Here is a 15093-nt window from a genome sequence, read left to right on the forward strand (position 1 = left end):
GCGGCGCAAAATCAAGCGCGCCGGCTGGGACAATGCCTTCCTCATGGCAGCCCTCAGCCATATGCGATAGCCCTGCCGCAAGCGGGGCGAGGTGAAGAGACCGGGACGACAGCGAGTGCTTGGCGCATGGCCCGCCTGCGCGCCAGGGCCTTGGAGCCGAACAGCCCCAGTGCTACCTCACCGAAACTGCAGCGGGTTTCGCATCATCATGGCACGCATCACCATCATCGAGACCGGGCACGTTCCCAAAAAGTACCGCGAGCGCCACGGCTCCTTTCCGGACATGTTCGAGCGCATGGTTCGCGCCGCGGATCCCGCTGTAACGTTCGACATCGTCAGCATCCCCAACGGCGGCGCGCTACCGGACCCGGGCCGGGTCGATGCAGTTCTGATCACCGGCGCGGCCGCAGGTGTTTATGATGGCCTCGACTGGATCGCACCGCTCGAAGATTTCGTGCGAGCTGTCCATGCCAGGGGGACGCCGATGGTCGGTGTCTGCTTCGGTCATCAATTGATCGCACAGGCGCTCGGCGGCGTGGTGCGGAAATCCGAGAAAGGCTGGGGGATCGGCCGGCACGTCTATCAGGTGACGCCGGACAACGGCGTCGTCGACGGCGATCAGCTTGCGATTGCCTGCTCGCATCAGGATCAGGTGATCGAGGCTCCTGCCGGCGCGCGCACGATCCTGTCGTCCGACTTCACGCCGCATGCCGGCCTTCTCTACGACAATGGGACCACGCTCTCCGTGCAACCGCACCCGGAATTCGACGCGGACTTTGCAAACGTCTGCTGCGAACTCCGCGAAGGCAAGGCGCCCGACGACGTCGTTGCCACGGCGAAAGCGTCGCTGGCCGAGCCGCTCGACAGCGCCAAGCTCGGCGGCGTCATTACAAGGTTTCTGACGAAGGCCTAGAACGGGCTCTCGCCCAGCCCCGGCACATCCGCCGGCCGCGGGCCCGGTGCGGCCCAATGGAAACGCCGGTCCTTCTCGGCGATCGCGATGTCGTTGATCGAGGCTTCGCGGCGCTTCATCAGGCCGTGCTCGTCGAACTCCCACTGCTCGTTGCCATAGGAGCGGTACCACTGGCCGCTCGCGTCGTGCCATTCGTACTGGAAGCGGACCGCGATGCGGTTGCCGTCAAACGCCCAGAGATCCTTGATCAGGCGGTAGTCGATCTCCTTCGCCCATTTGCGCGTCAAGAATTCCACGATCGCCGCGCGGCCCTGAAACACCTCCGAGCGGTTACGCCAGCGGCTGTCCTCGGTATAGGCAAGCGACACGCGCACCGGATCGCGCGAATTCCAGGCGTCCTCGGCCATGCGGGCCTTTTGTGCGGCGGTCTCTTTCGTGAAGGGTGGAAGCGGTGGACGCGACATGGCTGGCCTCCTCGGTTGATGGCTGCGCAATCTATCGTCTGACTTTGCGGAGTCGAGAGGCTGCTCCCTATCGCCCGATCACGAAATCACATCGGCCTTCATCAGGGTGCGGATCGTTTTCGGGATCGGCTGGGCTCGACCGCCGCTGATGAAGGCGACGCGCACCTCGGCTTTCACAAGCACGTCCTCGCCGCGCCGCACCTCCTGGTTCAGCACGATGGAAGCGCCCTTCACCGCGACCGGCCAGGTGACAATGTCGAGCACGTCATCCATCCGCGCGGGCTTCAGGAAATCCAGATGCATCGAGCGCACGACGAAGGCAAAGCCGGGGGTCTCGGTCTCGGCCTGATCGAACAGCGCATGCTGCTCGGCGCCCATCAGCCGCAGATGGTTGGTGCGCCCGCGCTCCATGAAACGCAGATAATTGGCGTGATAGACGATGCCGGAAAAGTCGGTGTCCTCGTAGTAGACACGAACCTGCATGTGGTGGCGGCCGTCGCGGATCTCGCCGTCGAGATGGTCAGTCACGTCGCGCGCCTCGCTTCACGCCTCGGAAGCGCCCGTTTTGCGCAAAATCCAGCGCTTGCGCAAGCTTGGTTACGACACCGCGGGCGGTGTCCTCCCCAGTGTCACCAGCACGATTTCCGGCGGCACGCCGACGCGGACCGGCAAAATGCTGCAGCCGAGGCCGCCGGAGACGATAACGTCGCATTTCAGCCGCACATGGCCATAGGCGAGCTTGACGACGTCGCCCGGCAAGGCCGGCACCCAGCCGAGCAGGCGCACCTGGCCGCCATGGGTATGGCCGGACAATTGCAGCGCGACGCGCGAAGGCACGCGCGGCGCGATGTTCGGCTCATGCGCGAGCAAAATGACCGGCGCGTCGTCGGTGACTTTGGCGAGCGTCGCGTTGAGATCGTCGATGCCGACGCGTGGCACGGCGCGGAAGCGCCGCGCCGGCATGTAGGCGAGCTGGTCGCCGAGGCCGGCGAGCCAGAACGGACGGCCGTCTTTGGTCATGCGCACCGCGTCGTTCTCGTAGACGGGAATGCCGGCGGCTTCCAGCGCGCGATGGGCGACCGTCGCCCCCTGCCCTGCCCGCTGCACGATCTTGTCGTCCCAGTAATCGTGATTGCCCATGACGGCATGGACGCCGAGCGGCGCCTTGAGCTGCGCGAGCACAGCCGCCCATTCGTTCGCCGGGATGAAGCGCGTGACACGGCGGTGGCCGGCGACGTAATCGCCGAGCAGCACGACGATGTCGGCGTTCAGCGCATTGGTGCGCTCGACGATCCCCTCGATCCGCTCCAGCGACATCCAGGGATCGCAGGCGTGGAGATCGGCGAGCACGACGATCCTGAGGGGGAAATCGGCCGGCCATTGCCGCGGCATCGGATGATAGCGCTTGATGCGGAGCCGCATCGGCTCGACGCCGACACCATAGGCCGCAGTCGAGACGCCGAGGGCGGACAGACCGCCGATTGAGCCAAAGAATTGCCGCCGTGTGAGCATGGAAATCCGAGGGTGAAGCCCTTGTTTGATGATGCCCGATTGAAGCGGAATTAGGATGCGCTCGTGCAGTTCTTCAGCAGACAGATTACCGGCGACGAGGGCCGCCGACCAGCGCGTCCATCCGCAGCTTCAGCTCCTTCGGCGCGCGGTAGTACCAGACGTCGCCGAGCAGCTCGTGAAAGCGCCGGTTGGCGCGGGCCTCGCGCTCGATGCGGTCGATGGTCGCAAGGCTGATCACTTCCTCGAGCGGGCCGGTCGCGAGCATCGACAACAGCACCGGATTGGTCTCGATCTTCAGGATCTCGAGGATCAGGTCGATCAAGCCGTCGGGATCGTCCTCGCGCAAGTCTCGCTCGCACTCCATGAGCGCGAACAGATTGTCGTCCTGATCGCGGTCGGCCTTCGAATACTGCACGACCCAGGCGCGCGAGGTCCGCAAGCGACATCGCGGCGCAATCGAGCGGCTCGCGCGGCGTGCGCTGCGCGGCACGGTCGGCGCGCCAGGCTCCGACGTCAGCGACCTTGGCAATGCGCAACATCAGCGGCTGGTCCGGGGCGAAGTGAACGCCTCCGAGCAGCCAGCGCAGGCGTTCGCTATAGCGCGCCTCGTGCTCGATCCGGCCGATCACCTCGTCGCCATGCAGATAGAGCAGTGCATGCAAAACCTTGTCGCTGAGCTGCATCACGGTCGGCTTGTCGCTTTCGGTCCTCAGCACTTCCAGGATGAGATCGAGCGCGGTCTGTGGCCGCCGCTGCGGCAGACGGTCGAAATAGAGTCGTGTCGCCCAGATGCCGCCGGTCTGGTCGCGACGGCTGAGGCACTGCAGCGCGCACCACATCGACGCCAGCTCGGCGAGCGGCACGGAATCCAGAAACGCCTCGGTCTCGTCGGGCGTGTTCAGCTCCGGCTTGGCCGCGAGGTCTTCCAGCAGTCGTGCGTCTTGGGGCGACACCATGTCTCACACCGGGCATGCGCGAGCAGCGACCATGATCGCCGCAAGTTCGCATTAGTGCTGGAATGGAACCGGTGGGTTCAACGCGCCTGTTGGCTGCGCGTGATCCTGCGCACTAGTCGTCGCTCTCGTCGCCGCCGAACAATCCGAACTGCGCGGGATCGCGCGTCGGCTCGTTGATGCCGAGATGCTTGAAGGCATGCGACGTCAAAAGGCGGCCGCGCGGGGTGCGCTGGAGATAGCCGCACTGGATCAGATAGGGCTCGATGATGTCCTCGATCGCGTCGCGCGGCTCGGACAGCGCGGCCGCCATCGTCTCGACGCCGACGGGACCGCCGCCATAGTTGAGCGCGATGGTCGAGAGGTAGCGCCGGTCCATCGCATCTAAGCCGGCCGCGTCGACCTCGAGCGCACTCAGCGCGTGGTCGGCGATCTTGCGGTCGATGGATTCGGCGTTCGCGGCCGAGGCAAAGTCGCGCACACGGCGCAGCAGGCGGCCGGCAATGCGCGGCGTGCCGCGGGCGCGGCGGGCGATCTCGTTGGCGCCATCGGCGGTCATGCCGACACTGAGCACGCGCGCGCCGCGGGTGACGATCTTTTCCAACTCCTCGATGGTGTAGAAATTCAGCCGGATGGGGATGCCAAAACGGTCGCGCAGGGGATTGGTGAGCAGGCCCGCACGCGTGGTGGCGCCGACGAGCGTGAATTTCGACAGCTCGATCTTCACCGAGCGCGCAGCCGGGCCCTCGCCGATGATGAGGTCGAGTTGAAAATCCTCCATCGCGGGATAGAGCACCTCTTCGACCGCGGGGCTCAGGCGGTGAATTTCATCGATGAAGAGCACGTCACGCTCTTCCAGATTGGTGAGGAGGGCTGCGAGATCGCCGGCCTTGGCGATCACCGGGCCGCTCGTCGCGCGAAAGCCGACGCCGAGCTCTTTTGCAACGATCTGCGCCAGCGTGGTCTTGCCGAGACCGGGCGGGCCGACAAACAGCACGTGGTCCAGCGCCTCGCCGCGCTTGCGCGCGGCCTCGATGAAGACAGAGAGATTCTTGCGCGCCTGCTGCTGGCCGACGAAATCGGTCAGCGTCTGCGGACGCATCGCGGTGTCGCCGACATCGTCGCTGCGGCGCTCAGGCGAGACCATGCGGGAGGGCGTGTTCACTCGTTGCCCCGCTTGTACTTGTTCGGCAGCAGCTCGCCGATGGTCACGACCTTTGGCGTCTTGCCGCTGTTGGGGACGATGACGCGGGCCTTGGCGTCATAGTCGTGGATCAGCTCGCGGCAAATGCCGCAGGGCGAGACCACCGCGATCTTGCCGGGTTCGTCCGGCTTCGGATGACGCACCGCGACGATGGTTTCGATGCCGTGGTCGCCGGACTCGGTGATGGCGCGGCCGATGGCGATCGCTTCGGCGCAGACGGCGATGCGGCCGATATAGGCATCGATGTTCACGCCGGTCACGATGCGGCCGTCGCGGGTGCGCATGGCGGCGCCGACCTCCTGCCAGTCGTTGCGATAACGCTGGCTGATCGCTTCGGTCGCGGCGGCAATGAGTTCCTTGTCTTCTTTACTCAGCATGGCGGAAAATATGGTCCTTCGTCACGCTCGGGCCTGACGATGCGGGAGAGCGTTGTTCATGCGGCGATGCTACCACGATGTAGAGGTTTCGCGAGCCACCAGCACAGGCTGGCCGGAATGACCGCCAGCACGGCGAGCACGGCCGAGAGCGTCAGCGCTTGTTGCGCGGACCGGACGCCCGGCAAGATCACGGCGGACGATTCCGAGGGCACCACGAACGTGCCGAACACGACAAAGCCGGCGATGGCAATGACCGTGGCGATCCACGCCATCCAGATCATGTTGATGCCGGCATAGACCGAGGCCAGCGCGAATATCAACCCTGCTCCGATCGACGGCAGGAACGACGTGAACATCGTCGCGAGTGCAAGCAACCCGACTGCGACCGAGATCAAGGTGCGCAAGGCGTCGAGTTCGAGCAGCGCGAGAAACATTTGCAACAGCGCCGCGCCGAACGCGACAACGATCAGGGAAACCAGCGCCGCGATCGTCAGCGGTCCCACAATCGAGAAAATCAGGACGATGCCGATCGCGCGCAGGAAACGGCCGACAATGGCGCCGGCAGAATAATGGCGCGGCTCCTTCACTTCGCGAGCTCCTTCAAACCCAGGCGGATCAATTGCGCCGTCTCGGCCTTCTCGCCGGCGCTGCGCGAAGCGGCGGCAATCGCGGCCGCCGCCTGCGGCTGGCCGTAGCCGAGATTGACCAGCGCGGAGATCGCATCCGCCACAGGCCGCGGCGCGCTCTGGTCGTCGACCGCACCGGCCAGATGCACGACCGCCGGATCGACATTGGCAAAGGCCGGCGCCTTGTCCTTCAATTCGGTGACGATGCGCTCGGCAACCTTGGGGCCGACGCCGGGCGTGCGCGCCACCGCGGCCTTGTCGCGCAGCGCAATCGCGTTGGCGAGGTCGGACGGGTTGAGCGTGCCGAGCACGGCGAGCGCGACCTTTGCGCCGACACCCTGCACGGTCTGGAGCAGGCGAAACCATTCGCGCTCGGTGTCGCTACGGAAGCCGAACAGCTTGATCTGGTCCTCGCGGACGTAGGTTTCGATCGACAGCACCGCGGCCTCGCCCGGCGACGGCAGATGCTGCAGCGTGCGCGCCGAGCAGTGCACCCGATAGCCGACGCCGCCGACGTCGAGGATGACATAATCCTCGCCGTAGGAATCGATCAGGCCCTTGAGCTTGCCGATCATATTCCCACCACCTTCAGCCGCAGTGCTGCGCTCTGGCGGTGATGGGCGTGGGTGATGGCTATGGCGAGCGCGTCGGCGGCGTCCGCCGAGGGCGGCTCGGCCTTGGGCAGCAGGATTTTGAGCATCATTGCGATCTGGTTCTTGTCGGCATGGCCGGCGCCGACCACCGTCTTCTTGACCTGGTTGGGCGCATATTCGGCGACCGAGATGCCGAACATCGCGGGTGCCAGCATGGCGACGCCGCGGGCCTGCCCGAGCTTCAGCGTCGCGACGCCGTCCTTGTTCACAAAGGTCTGCTCGACGGCGGCTTCCACCGGCTTGTGAGCGGACAGCACGGCGCCGAGCCCCTCATGGATCGCGAGCAGCCGGTTCGACAGCGGCAGATCGTCTGATGGTTCCACCGAACCGCAGGCAATGTAGATCAGCCGGTTGCCGTCGGCCTCGATCACGCCCCAGCCGGTGCGGCGCAGGCCGGGGTCGATGCCGATGATGCGGACGGGGCCGCGAATCGGGAGCGCAGTCATGGGCCAGTGATAGCCGCTGGCCGGCGCGGGGGAAACAGAAACGGAACGAAAGTCCCCGGGATTGCGGTGTGCTCCTGCTTGGGCCGGGCCGCCTGCCACAAGCACAGCGTCGTACCCCGCGAAAGCGGGGTATCCAGTACGCCGCGGCTTTTCCGTATCACGGCGCCGTCTCTGGGATACTGGATCGCCCGCCTACGCGGGCGATGACAGCGGAAGGTGAGGCTAATGGACGGGCGTCAACCGCCCATCTTCGCCATCAGCGCGTCAGAGATCTCAAAATTGGCGTAGACGTTCTGGACGTCGTCGTGCTCGTTGAGCAGGTCCATCAGCTTCAACAGCTTCTCGCCGGTCTCGTCGTCGACCGACACCGTGTTCTGCGGCTTCCAGATCAGTGCGGCCTTGCGCGGCTCGCCGAACTTGGCTTCCAGCGCCTTTGCGACGTCGCGATAGCCTTCGGTCGAGGCGTAGATCTCGTGGCCGTTCTCGCCCGAGATCACGTCGTCGGCGCCGGCCTCGATCGCGGCATCCAGCACCGCGTCGTCGGAGGCGACGCTGCGGTCGTATTCGATGACGCCGGTGCGGTCGAACATGAAGGAGACCGAGCCGGTTTCGCCGAGATTGCCGCCGGACTTGGTGAAGAACGAGCGGATGTCGGAGGCGGCGCGGTTGCGGTTGTCGGTCAGCGCCTCGACGATGACGGCGACGCCGCCGGGGCCGTAACCCTCGTAGCGGATCTCGTCATAGTTCTCGCCCTCATTGCCGAGCGCCTTCTTGATGGCGCGCTCGATATTGTCCTTCGGCATGTTCTCCTGCCGCGCGGCGATCACGGCGGCGCGCAGGCGCGGGTTCATGTTGGGATCGGGCGTGCCGAGCTTGGCGGCGACGGTGATTTCCCGGGCCAGCTTGCCGAACAGCTTTGACTTCTGCGCATCCTGCCGCCCCTTGCGGTGCATGATGTTCTTGAATTGGGAATGTCCGGCCATGCGTGGTCTCTCGGGAATCGTCCGGGGTGTGGAGGTGGGAAAGCGCGGCCTTATAGGCCGCCAAGCCACCGATTTGAAAGAGGCTCTTATACTTTAAGGTAGTACCGTAGGGGCCTCCATGCCCAGATCTCAGGCACCTGTTAACCCTGATTTCATTCCGGACTGCGAAAATACTGCCGTCCCGTCTCCCGACAAGAGTTGACCTGATGGCGTTCGGAATTTTTCGGAAGCGCGTAGCGGATGAAGCTGCGTCCGCGGCACCCCCGCAGACTGCCCAGCCCGCGGTCGAACAGGCCGCCGTCCCGGAAGGCGATTCGGCCAGGGAAATTCTGGAACTGCTGGAACTCGAGCTCGGCGCCATGATCCGCCAGCTCGAGCGCGCGGCCAACTCGGTCGCCGGCGGTGCGGAAGCGACCGCGACCACGCTTGCGACCATCCGCGCGCGCACGGACGCGCTGACCGGGCGCAGCAGTGCCGCGCAGTCGACCGCCACCACCTTTGCCAATGCCGCCGACAAGTTCACCCAGTCGGCGCAGGGTATCGGCGCGCAGGTGCGCGAGGCCGGCAAGCTCGCTGACCAGGCGAGCGCGGCCGCGCAGGAGGCGCGCGCCAATGTCGACCGCTTGCGCGAATCCTCCGCGGCCATCGGCAACGTCGTCAACCTGATCGCGCAGATCGCGCGCCAGACCACACTCCTTGCTCTCAATTCCACCATTGAGGCGGCGCGCGCGGGTGCCGCCGGCAAGGGCTTTGCGGTCGTCGCCACCGAGGTCAAGGCACTGGCGGTGCAGACCCAGAGCGCGACCGAGGAGATCACCAGGAAGATCGAGACGCTGCAGAAGGACGCCGCGGGTTCCGCCGACGCGGTGCATCGCATCTCGCAGGCGATCGAGGCGATCCGCCCCGTGTTCGAGACCGTCGACGGCGCGGTCGCGGAGCAGAACGCCACCACCAGCGAGATCTCCGACAACGCCGCGACCGCCTCGCAGTTCATCGTCTCCGTCGGCGACAGCGCCGCCGAGATCGACGCTGCCACCAAGGCGGCCGAAGCGCATGGCGAGAGCGTCGCCAGCGCCGGCAAGGCCGTCACCACCTTTGCGCAAAAGCTCAAATCGCGTTGCGCCGTGCTCTTGCGGCAGACCGAGCATGACGACCGGCTCAAGACCGAGCGGCTGCCCTGCCATCTCAAGCTCGAGGTCAAGACGACGACCATGCCGGTCTACGAGATTTCGATGGACGGCGCGCTGATCGGCGGCGCGGACGCGGCGAAGCTTGTGCCGCAGGCGATGATCGATGGCACGCTCCAGGACATCGGCACCTGCCGCCTGCGCGTCACCGAGCACACCAAGGCCGGCGCACGGGCGCAGTTCGTAAACCCAAATGCCGAGCTGCGTGAAAAGATCGAGGACAAGCTCTGGTCGATCCACGAGGAGAACACCGAGCTCGTGACTCGCGCCATGGAGGCGGGCGGCGCGCTGACAAAGATCTTCGAGCAGGCAGTGGCGCGCGGCGAGGTCTCGCTCGACGACCTCTTCGACACCGCCTATGCCGAGATCGCAGGCACCAATCCGCAGCAATACCGCACCCGCTATCTCGATTGGGCCGACCGCGCGCTGCCGCCGTTCCAGGAAGCCTTTTTGGCGAAGGAGCCGCGTCTCGCTTTCTCGGCCATGGTCGACCGCAACGGCTATTTGCCGGTGCACAACAAGATCTATTCGCACCCGCAGCGGCCGGGCGATGTCGCCTGGAACACAGCCAACAGTCGCAACCGGCGCATCTTCAACGATCCGGCCGGGCTTGCTGCAGCGCGCAACACCCGCTCCTACCTGGTCCAGAGCTATGCGCGCGACATGGGCAACGGGAACACGGTGATGATGCGCGAGATCGACGTGCCGATCCGCGTGCAGGGCCGGCACTGGGGCGGATTCCGCACCGCCTACAAGCTCTGAAACACGGATCGGACCAACTAAAGTGCGATAAGCACGCTTCCGTGCACGCTCAGGCAAGACCGGCCGCACGAATCGCGCTTTAGAATCGGACAGGGAATGGAACGCCGCGCGGGCCGATCGATCGGCTCCGGCTGGAGGAAACTCGAAATATGTCCGTCGTACAACTTGCAGTATTGGACACCGGATCCAACCGGTCGTTGGCGGAACGGCTCATCGACCAGCTCGCCGACCGCATCGGCGGTCTCGGAGTCGAACTCGCCGACATTGCCGGCAACGTCCAGGAGGTTGCAAGCCGCGTTGCCAACCAGTCGGACCGGTTCCACCATTTGCAGACGACGGCCGAGACGATGGTCTCGGCCAATCGCGACATCGCCAACGCGTCGCAAGCGGTGCAATCGACCACCTCGGCCGCCGTCGGCGAGATCGTGCAGTCGCGCAGCGCCGTCGATGCCGCGGTGCAGCACATCGCCGAGCTCGTCGAAGCCGTCGGGCGGATCGAGGCCCGGCTCGGCGCCGTCGGCGCCGCGTTGTCCCAGGTCGCAAAAGTCTCCGGTTCGATCGAGGCGATTGCAAAGCAGACCAATCTGCTGGCGCTCAACGCCACCATCGAGGCGGCGCGCGCGGGGAGCGCCGGCCGGGGCTTCGCCGTGGTCGCGAGCGAGGTGAAGAGCCTTGCCGAAGGCACCCGCCAGGCCACGCAGCAGATCTCCGACACCGTTCGCGATCTCGACGGCCAGATCGGCAGTCTGATCGGCGAAAGCAGCGACGCCTCGCTGCGCGCCAAGAGCGCGGGTGAAGGCGCCCGAGAGATCAGTGGCATCATCGCGCGGGTGCAGCAGGGCATTGCGTCGGTCGGCCAGGAGATCGACGGCGTCGCTCGCGCTGCGACCTCCAATCTCGGCCATTGCGACACCGTGATCACGGAACTCAGCGAGCTCGCCAAGGGCGTCAATCTTTCCTCGCGCGATCTCAAACATGCCGACGACCGCGTCGCGAAACTGCTGGAGACCTCCGAAGGCCTGATCGCACTGATCGCCGACAGCGGCGTGGAGACCTCGGATGCGCCGCTGATCCGCGTCGTCGTCGAGACCGCCAAACGCATCTCGACCGAGTTCGAGGCCGCTATCGACCGCGGCGAGATCACGCTCGACAAGCTCATGGACCAGAATTATCGGGAAATCCCAGGCACCGATCCGAAGCAGTATCTCACCAACTACGTCGAATTCACCGACCGCGTGCTGCCGGCGATCCAGGATCCGATTCAAAAGTCCGATCCGCGCATCGTGTTCTGCGTCGCCTGGGCCAAGGGCGGCTATCTGCCGACGCACAATCCCAACTACCGCCTGCCGCAGGGCAAGGACCCGGTCTGGAATAACGCCAACTGCCGCAACCGCCGCCTGTTCTCCGATCGCGCGGTGAAGAAGGTCGCCGCCAACACAAAACCGTTCCTGCTGCAAACCTATCGCCGCGACATGGGCGGTGGACAGTTCGTGCTGATGAAGGATCTGTCCTCACCGATCGTGGTGAAGGGCAAGCACTGGGGCGCGTTTCGAATGGGGTTCCGGCAGGGCTGAGCGGTTCAGGCAGAGCCAGCGCAGCTTCGAAGCGCAGTACCCCCCAAGCGACAAGGATCTGCCCTTCTTAGCCTGGTAGACTTCCCACTCCGATCGTCGTCAGGACCCCACGCCGTATCACACTGAAGGGGAGAGGGAGACACGGCGCCTTGCCTCCGATGGTCTTGTAGGGCGTTTTGACCTAGCATGAAGCTGGGGCAGCATTCGAACTTCCCTGTGGACAGCGATCGTGCAGTCCGACCGCGAAGCTCCAGCGCGTACAACAGGCAGAACCGCCTCTCTGGGCGGCGTCGGGTCACCGTGGTCATGGGCCGCGCTGGCGTGGGCCGCGCTGCTGGTAGCGATCGTCCTATCTTTCAGGCCGGCGGTCCCGATCATCTGGGGCGACACGCCGTTCTTCGTGGAATCTGCGCTTCGCACGCTCGAGGCCGGAAGGCCGACCGTGGCGGGTGGGCGCGATCCGGGCTACCCGGCGTTCCTGGCCGGGACGTTCGCGTTCGGAGGCGATCTCGGGACGGTGGTGCGCCTGCAGCAGGCGGCGTGGGCCGTCCTGATGCTGGCGCTTGCAGCAACCGCACATGCAGCGACGCGCAGCGCCGGTGGGCTCGTGCCGATCATCCTCGTGGCAACGTACCCAGGCCTGCTGCTGTTCAGGAACGTCATCACCGCAGAGCTTCTCTTTGCGGTCTTCCTCAATCTGGCAATGGCTGGATTGCTCGTTGCCACCTGCGTCGGCAAATCGGCGCAGTGCTGCGCGGTCGCTGCCTCCGTCCTGTGCGCGGCGCTCGCAGCGTGCTTCAGATCGCAGGGAGTCCTGATCCCAATCGTCGCCGTCCTAGTGGGCACCCGCCTCGCCCGGCCAGACACGTCCGCGCGCCTTGCCGTGATTGCAGTGTCCGTCGCGGCGGCGCTGGCGCTCCTCGTCGCGGGCTCCCGGTTCGGGGCTTCCGACTCCGACCAAGCCTCCACCGTGTTCGTCCCCAAGACACTGTTCTGCAATCACCTGAACATCGTACTTGCAAGCGATGCGGCGCGACGCGAGATCGTGTCGGCGGCAGGCGACCGCGCCGACGCCACGATGGCGCGGCTTGCCGCCGACTTCGCCGCCGAGCCGGAGCGCTGGCCCGTGCTCGGGTTCTTCGGCGACGCGTGCCTGTTCGACACCGCACTGGATCGAGACGTCGCCGACGATACCGGGAATGCTGTCGGCGCGGCCGCTGCCTATCGGCGCATTTTCCTGGCCGCCGTGCGCGACCGGCCGCTAGCCTACGCAGGCAAGTTCGTCCGTCAAATGGCTTATGGGGCCTCGGTCGCATGGCCGCCCTACGGATTCGACCCTGCCATACCGGTGTCGACTGACGACGTGCCGCTTGTGTCCGAGATCATGACGCGGCACGGCCGGGCGGCTCAGCCGATCGATCTGCAAGGCGGACCAGTTCGGATCGGCCTATTGTCCGATCTTCCAAACGTCTCCACTCATCTGTTCGAGGCATTATCCACCGCCTTCGTTATTGCCATCATATTTTGGACGGTGACAGCTGTGCGGCGTCGGCGCCCCCGGTTCTTGACGCGCTCGGGTATCCTGATCGTGATGTGGGCGGCTTCGATCATGACCGCCGCCGGCGCTCACACCCTCGACATCTCGCGATATTTGGTTCCCGCAGTGCCGATGGTGGGCCTCATGCTGTCCCTTTTCGCAGTTGAACTGACCAAAACGATCGCAAGCCTGCGGAGGATCTCATTGCACCACTCGCGAACTCTCGCGCGTAGAAAATGCGAGCGCGCGTCCATATAAAGGAAAAACGTCCTTACGGGACACCGCTCAAATTGGGTGACATCTCTTATTCCGGGACGCGCAGGGCCAGATAAGCAAGCCGCCGCACCTCGCGGCGACCACGCACCACGGTGTCCAGAATCATTCCGCTGAAGAAGCTAAGGAAGGCGAGTATCATGAGTCCTGTCGAAAGGACCGCGGTGGGCAATCGCGGCACTAAGCCGGTCTGAGCATACGTGACGGCAAGAGGCAGCGCGATCGCGATCGAAACCAACCCGAACAACGCGCCAACTATACCGAAGAAGAGCATCGGCTCTTCATTTCGAAACAGGGTCAGTATGGTCAATAAGATGCGCCAGCCGTCGCGGAATGTCGAGAGCTTGGACGTCGAACCTTCCGGCCGTACTTTGTAAGGAGTCACGACCTCGGCCACCGGCATGTGCAACTCCAGAGCATGGATGCTGATCTCCGCCTCCACCTCAAAGCCTTCCGACAGGGCTGGGAAGCTCTTTACGAAGCGGCGCGAGAATACGCGATAACCCGACAGGACATCGCTGAACGAGCGACCGAAGATACGCGACAACATTCCAGTGAGGATCGCATTGCCGAGGCGATGGCCTGGCCTATACGCGGCGTTAGCAACCGAACTTCGTACCCCTACCACCATGTCCAGCTGGCACTCGAGCAACTCCCGTATCATCGTCGGAGCAGCTGAGGCGTCATACGTCGCGTCGCCGTCGGCCATCACATAGACATCGGCATCGATGTCTGCAAACATCCGGCGGACGACGTTACCCTTTCCTGGCGTCAGTTCGGTTCGAACTATCGCGCCGGCCGCGCGAGCTACATTCACAGTGCTATCAGTCGAATTGTTATCGAAGACATAAATGACAGCGTCAGGCAAAGCCGCACGAAATGCCGTTACCGTGGTGCCAACGGCCGCCTCTTCATTGCGACAAGGAAGGATTACTGCCACGCTCCGTTGCTTCATGGCCCGACCATAAGGCCTGCAGTATGCACTCGAACCGACGGTAAACCGAAGCTCCTGTGGGTCAATGCAGGCATCACCACCCAACTCGGGTTGAACGCTGCTTCGTCGCGTGCTTGCCATCCGGCTCGATTTTTTTTCAGCCGAAGATTAGAGGACGCGATACAGTAACACTGGCGACTATACTGGGTTCAGCATACTTAACGGGGACACGTCTGTCCGGCCCAGGAGTACGCTGTGGCCCAGCTTACCTCTGGGCTCTATCCCGTCAGTGAGTGCCGAACGCGCCCCGGCACCTAAGCTTGATATCGGAACCCGTGCGGCGATGGTGACGCGGTGCTCGCCGGAGCGCTCAACGGTAACCCGATCGTCCGCTGCATTATGCCAGTGACTATGACCTAAGAGCGATTGCTAGTTGCCGACATTTCTCTGATCGGTAGCGCATGCTTGTCTGCATCTGTGTCCTGTCGAAATGCATGCGGCATTGCCGCACTCGCGCAGCGAATCAGTCCTGCAACGCATGCAGATTTCGCAGCCGCGAACGCCAAAGGCTTGAGCGCCCGCAGCGCGCGCCCCGATTGCTTTCTGCTTGTCATATAGCTTTCGCAAGATCAGAATTCAGGACCACCGGTGTGCATGAGTGCCGGCTCTATTAATTCGAATAATATGGGGCTGAA

General features: G+C 64.5%; 15 protein-coding genes and 1 pseudogene. 4 read left to right on the forward strand and 12 right to left on the reverse strand.

Annotated elements, in window-relative coordinates; all coding sequences use genetic code 11:
• The first annotated feature begins 208 nt into the window (after positions 1 to 208).
• A complete protein-coding gene (locus JQ632_RS31220) occupies positions 209 to 913 on the forward strand; it encodes a type 1 glutamine amidotransferase (RefSeq protein ID WP_212406497.1) in 705 nt (234 codons plus the stop codon).
• On the opposite strand, the gene JQ632_RS31225 is transcribed toward JQ632_RS31220, so the two are convergent.
• The 11 genes and pseudogenes from JQ632_RS31225 to JQ632_RS31270 form a co-directional block, all read right to left on the reverse strand.
• Positions 910 to 1377 carry a nuclear transport factor 2 family protein gene (locus JQ632_RS31225; protein WP_212406498.1) on the reverse strand — a complete coding sequence of 156 codons (468 nt, stop codon included), beginning with the start codon at positions 1375 to 1377 and terminating at the stop codon, positions 910 to 912. The genes JQ632_RS31220 and JQ632_RS31225 overlap by 4 nt on opposite strands.
• Positions 1378 to 1455: 78 nt before the next feature.
• The gene (gene ybgC, locus JQ632_RS31230; RefSeq protein ID WP_249152668.1) at positions 1456 to 1860 is read right to left on the reverse strand and encodes a tol-pal system-associated acyl-CoA thioesterase; all 405 of its coding nucleotides are present in this window, start codon (positions 1858 to 1860) and stop codon (positions 1456 to 1458) included.
• A gap of 114 nt (positions 1861 to 1974) precedes the next feature.
• Positions 1975 to 2889: a metallophosphoesterase gene (locus tag JQ632_RS31235; RefSeq protein ID WP_212406500.1), complete on the reverse strand. Its 915-nt coding sequence runs from the start codon at positions 2887 to 2889 to the stop codon at positions 1975 to 1977.
• 85 nt (positions 2890 to 2974) lie between these two features.
• A complete protein-coding gene (locus JQ632_RS39735; RefSeq protein WP_249152663.1) occupies positions 2975 to 3328 on the reverse strand; it encodes a DUF6869 domain-containing protein in 354 nt (117 codons plus the stop codon).
• Positions 3329 to 3467: 139 nt separating this feature from the next.
• Positions 3468 to 3845 (reverse strand): annotated as a pseudogene (locus JQ632_RS40515) (DUF6869 domain-containing protein); the annotation flags it as partial.
• 112 nt (positions 3846 to 3957) lie between these two features.
• Positions 3958 to 5007: a Holliday junction branch migration DNA helicase RuvB gene (gene ruvB / locus JQ632_RS31245; protein ID WP_212406501.1), complete on the reverse strand. Its 1050-nt coding sequence runs from the start codon at positions 5005 to 5007 to the stop codon at positions 3958 to 3960.
• Positions 5004 to 5423, reverse strand: coding sequence for a cytidine deaminase (locus JQ632_RS31250; protein ID WP_212406502.1), 420 nt, complete (start codon positions 5421 to 5423; stop codon positions 5004 to 5006). The genes ruvB and JQ632_RS31250 overlap by 4 nt, the downstream gene beginning before the upstream one ends.
• Positions 5424 to 5479: 56 nt before the next feature.
• A complete protein-coding gene (locus tag JQ632_RS31255) occupies positions 5480 to 6010 on the reverse strand; it encodes a hypothetical protein (RefSeq protein ID WP_212406503.1) in 531 nt (176 codons plus the stop codon).
• A complete protein-coding gene (gene ruvA, locus JQ632_RS31260; RefSeq protein WP_212406504.1) occupies positions 6007 to 6624 on the reverse strand; it encodes a Holliday junction branch migration protein RuvA in 618 nt (205 codons plus the stop codon). The genes JQ632_RS31255 and ruvA overlap by 4 nt, the downstream gene beginning before the upstream one ends.
• Positions 6621 to 7148 (reverse strand): crossover junction endodeoxyribonuclease RuvC, encoded by a 528-nt coding sequence (ruvC, locus tag JQ632_RS31265; protein WP_212406505.1) that lies wholly within the window; start codon positions 7146 to 7148, stop codon positions 6621 to 6623. Before ruvC ends, ruvA begins: the two co-directional genes overlap by 4 nt.
• A gap of 236 nt (positions 7149 to 7384) precedes the next feature.
• The gene (locus JQ632_RS31270; protein WP_212406506.1) at positions 7385 to 8131 is read right to left on the reverse strand and encodes a YebC/PmpR family DNA-binding transcriptional regulator; all 747 of its coding nucleotides are present in this window, start codon (positions 8129 to 8131) and stop codon (positions 7385 to 7387) included.
• A 206-nt stretch (positions 8132 to 8337) separates the two neighbouring features.
• On the opposite strand from JQ632_RS31270, the gene JQ632_RS31275 reads away from it, so the two are divergent.
• From JQ632_RS31275 to JQ632_RS31285, 3 genes are all read left to right on the forward strand, one after another.
• Complete coding sequence (locus tag JQ632_RS31275; RefSeq protein ID WP_212406507.1) at positions 8338 to 10080, forward strand: methyl-accepting chemotaxis protein; 1743 nt, start codon at positions 8338 to 8340, stop codon at positions 10078 to 10080.
• A gap of 149 nt (positions 10081 to 10229) precedes the next feature.
• Positions 10230 to 11654 (forward strand): methyl-accepting chemotaxis protein, encoded by a 1425-nt coding sequence (locus JQ632_RS31280; protein ID WP_212406508.1) that lies wholly within the window; start codon positions 10230 to 10232, stop codon positions 11652 to 11654.
• Positions 11655 to 11883: 229 nt separating this feature from the next.
• Positions 11884 to 13449, forward strand: coding sequence for a hypothetical protein (locus JQ632_RS31285; protein WP_212406509.1), 1566 nt, complete (start codon positions 11884 to 11886; stop codon positions 13447 to 13449).
• Positions 13450 to 13495: 46 nt separating this feature from the next.
• Here JQ632_RS31285 and JQ632_RS31290 read toward each other — a convergent pair whose 3' ends face one another.
• Positions 13496 to 14419: a glycosyltransferase family 2 protein gene (locus tag JQ632_RS31290; RefSeq protein WP_212406510.1), complete on the reverse strand. Its 924-nt coding sequence runs from the start codon at positions 14417 to 14419 to the stop codon at positions 13496 to 13498.
• Positions 14420 to 15093: the final 674 nt, after the last annotated feature.

This window comes from Bradyrhizobium liaoningense (assembly GCF_018130955.1).
Taxonomy (GTDB): Bacteria; Pseudomonadota; Alphaproteobacteria; order Rhizobiales; family Xanthobacteraceae; genus Bradyrhizobium; species Bradyrhizobium liaoningense_C.